Consider the following 3526-nt stretch of genomic DNA (forward strand, 5'->3'; position numbering starts at 1 on the left):
CTGGCGAGTCGCTGCTGAGCGAGCTACTCACATTGCTGCGCAGACAACCACACTCCAATACCGCGATGCTCCTCGGGCATTGGTATGGTACTGCCGAGGGTGAATTGCTGGCTCGACTCGCGGGTGAGGAGTCGATCATTCCCTTCGATGGTCTGCCCGTTCAATTTAAAGACTGTCTGCGGCGCCTGACGAAGCATCCCAAGTTAAAAGTTCTGCAAGAACGCATAAATGATCTCAGCAAACGCGGCATTGGGTCTTTGTCCGGTGCCGAAAAATCCGAACTTAAGGAACTTTTGGCGGAACTTCGTGCCTTAGAGTCTGCGAATTCATAGCGACAAACTTTTTTCAAGGCTCGCGCTTAGCGGCTGGTCGTAAGGCTTTGAACTTGTTATAATAACCGGCTTAATTTTATCTCCTCATAGGTAACCGCTTCATGACTGAATCAGTCAAGCAACAGTCTCGCTTGAAGAGCCTGATCGCGAAAGGCAAAGAACAAGGCTATTTGACTTACTCAGAAGTCAACGATCACCTGCCCGAAGACATCTCAGATCCAGATCAGGTCGAAGATATCATTCAGATGATCAACGACATGGGTATTCAGGTGTTCGAAGAGGCACCCGATGCCGATGAGCTATTAATGACCGAAGGCGATAGCTCTGCCGACGATATCGCTGCGGCCGAGGCTGCTGCCGCACTGGCTGCGGTAGAAACCGAAGCAGGCCGAACGACTGACCCAGTCCGTATGTACATGCGCGAAATGGGTACGGTAGAACTGCTGACCCGCGAAGGCGAAATTGTAATCGCCAAGCGCATCGAAGAGGGCATCCGTGAGTTAATGGCGGCCCTAGCGCACTACCCCGGCGCCGTCGAGCACGTACTGAACGAGTACGCCCAAGTCACGCAAGAAGAGCGCCGGTTGGGCGATGTGATGGTGGGCTATTTAGATCCCGCCGATGAGGTGCCCACCGCAGCAGAAGTCGCAGCCGCCAATGAAGCGAGCGGTGACGATGAAGAAGGTGACTCTGGTCCAGACCCCGTAGAGGCAGCAAAGCGCTTTAAAGAATTGCGCAAGCAGTGGGAAAAGACCGAGAAAGCACTCGCCGAAAAAGGCCGCCAGAGCAAGGTGACCCTTAAAGAGCTGGACAAGCTTGGCGAGGTATTCAAGTTCTTTAAGCTGACGCCTCGTGTATTTGATCCGCTACTCGATATGGCACGCGATGTGCTTCAAGAAGTCCGCACGCAAGAGCGCGAGATCATGACGATTTGCGTTCGCCACTGCAGCGTGCCGAGAAAAGCATTTATCGACAGCTTTGTTGGCAACGAAACCAACGAGGCATGGCTGGACGACCTAATCAAAACAGCGCCAGAGTGCGCCGCGAAACTCGAGGCTGATCGCGACACGTTGATGCGCCTGCAGCGTCGCATTATCGCAACAGAAGAGAAAAGCGGCCTGAGCGTCAGCGAGATCAAGGAAATCAACCGTCGCATGTCGATGGGTGAAGCTCGCGCTCGCCGCGCCAAAAAAGAAATGGTCGAAGCGAACTTACGCTTAGTGATCTCGATCGCTAAAAAGTACACAAACCGCGGCCTGCAGTTCCTGGATCTCATCCAAGAGGGCAACATTGGCTTGATGAAAGCGGTCGATAAATTCGAGTATCGCCGGGGCTACAAATTCTCGACCTACGCAACTTGGTGGATCCGTCAGGCCATCACTCGCTCGATTGCCGACCAAGCACGTACCATTCGTATTCCTGTGCACATGATCGAAACGATCAACAAGCTAAATCGTATTTCGCGTCAGATGCTACAAGAGATGGGCCGAGAGCCCACGCCCGAAGAATTGGGCGAACGGATGGATATGCCTGAAGACAAAGTGCGTAAAGTGCTTAAGATTGCCAAAGAGCCCATCTCGATGGAAACGCCCATTGGTGACGATGAAGATTCACATTTAGGTGACTTTATCGAAGACATAACCATCGCCTCTCCGGTAGATTCTGCAACCGGTCAAGGCCTGCAGGAAGCAACCACTGAGGTATTGGCGGGACTGACTGCGCGCGAGGCCAAGGTTTTGCGTATGCGCTTCGGTATCGACATGAACACAGACCACACATTGGAAGAAGTGGGCAAACAGTTTGACGTGACGCGTGAGCGTATCCGTCAGATCGAGGCTAAGGCACTTCGCAAACTGCGACATCCAACGCGCAGCGACTACTTACGTAGTTTCCTAGACGACTAAGGCGGCGTATAATCGCCGCTCTCTTCATGGCCCTATAGCTCAGTTGGTTAGAGCGCTCGACTCATAATCGATCGGTCCCAGGTTCAAGTCCTGGTGGGGCCACCATTTTAAGGCTTCGAACGCGTCTTTTGCTTCAAAGCAACCCAAGCGTGACTTGTAAACTCGCGCTACGACGAGCTGCCGGTGAGCCCGGAAAGCGCTGAAAGTCTTCGTCACTGACATTATCAACGACCAACGCCAGCTCGAGCACATCAACCGGCGAATAGACCAAAGATACCGACCCAAAGTAGGCCGCATCCGACCCAATCCGTAAAGGGTTTTCCGCTTGGCGCCGGTATTCGTTGTCGAATTTGACCTGCCATTGATCACCCATTCGCCACGTCACAGCGGCAGTGAGCCGTTGCTTAGCATAGTTCAAAGCGTAATAGCTGGCGTCGACCAGAGCCGACCCATAATTGGCATTTTTATTTAAGTGAGTCCAGCCAAGGATCCAAGTAAAGTCGCCCGCGTTTGCGCGCCAGAAGACCTCGACGCCTTTGACATCTAAGTCAACTGCATTCGCTTGCCGAGCACTGGGCTGATTCGTACTGTAGGTCCAATCGACCAAGTCGTCGTCCGATCGCTTAAACAATGAGGCCGAGAACTCTCCTAACACCGGCAAGTAAGTAAGAGTGGTTGACCACTGCGCGGACTCTTCTCGACCTAGATTCGCATTTCCGCCAAACAGGCCAGCAGGACGAGACTTTAACGCGGTATAACCTGGGACTTGCGAGCTATCGGAGTAATCAAAATTTAACCGCAAAGGTAGGTCTTTGGATATCCAAGTCGCCGAACCCAAAGCACCCCAGAAGGGCTCGCTGCGAGATGTATCTTGATACACCACGCCCGCTTTAAAAAGCCAATCGGCAGACTGACCAGATATTTCCCAAGTCGGTGCAAGTGCGGCGTTGATATACTGTCGCGAACGAAAGGCGCCCTCGGTCAAATCGGTAGAGCGAACCAACTCATCGGCTTGATGTTGCACCGCATACTCATAATTAACACCTGCCAAATCTGTTTGACCCCGCAAGCCCAAACCCCAGTTGCGCGTTTTATGATCAAACGATCCGGCCGCGCCCGCTTCCTTGGTGCGCCGATCAAAGTCGTAATCGTCATCTAAGCTTCGGTGATAAGCGCTAATAGCGTACCAACCCGTGTTTGTCGCCTGACGATGATTTAGCAGTAACAAAGACGTTTTAGTGTGATCCGTTTCGGGCAGTGACGCAAAGCCCGTATAAGCGCCAGGCCATC

Annotated in this window: 2 protein-coding genes, 1 tRNA gene and 1 pseudogene; 3 read left to right on the top strand and 1 reads right to left on the bottom strand. The window is 52.8% G+C overall.

The features are described 5' to 3' along the window. From ACTF5Z_RS11630 to ACTF5Z_RS11640, 3 genes and pseudogenes are all read left to right on the top strand, one after another. Positions 1-332, top strand: a pseudogene (locus ACTF5Z_RS11630) (DNA primase); the annotation flags it as partial. Positions 333-433: 101 nt separating this feature from the next. Next, positions 434-2236, top strand: coding sequence for an RNA polymerase sigma factor RpoD (rpoD, locus tag ACTF5Z_RS11635; protein WP_438985783.1), 1803 nt, complete (start codon positions 434-436; stop codon positions 2234-2236). 28 nt (positions 2237-2264) lie between these two features. After that, positions 2265-2341 (top strand) — tRNA-Ile (locus ACTF5Z_RS11640). Between the two features lie 28 nt (positions 2342-2369). Here the strand turns inward: ACTF5Z_RS11640 and ACTF5Z_RS11645 are convergent. Further along, positions 2370-3526, bottom strand: a 1157-nt coding sequence (locus ACTF5Z_RS11645) for a hypothetical protein (protein ID WP_438985784.1), incomplete at its 5' end; no start/stop codon positions are given.

The organism is Aequoribacter sp., assembly GCF_965659035.1.
Taxonomy (GTDB): Bacteria; Pseudomonadota; Gammaproteobacteria; order Pseudomonadales; family Halieaceae; genus Aequoribacter.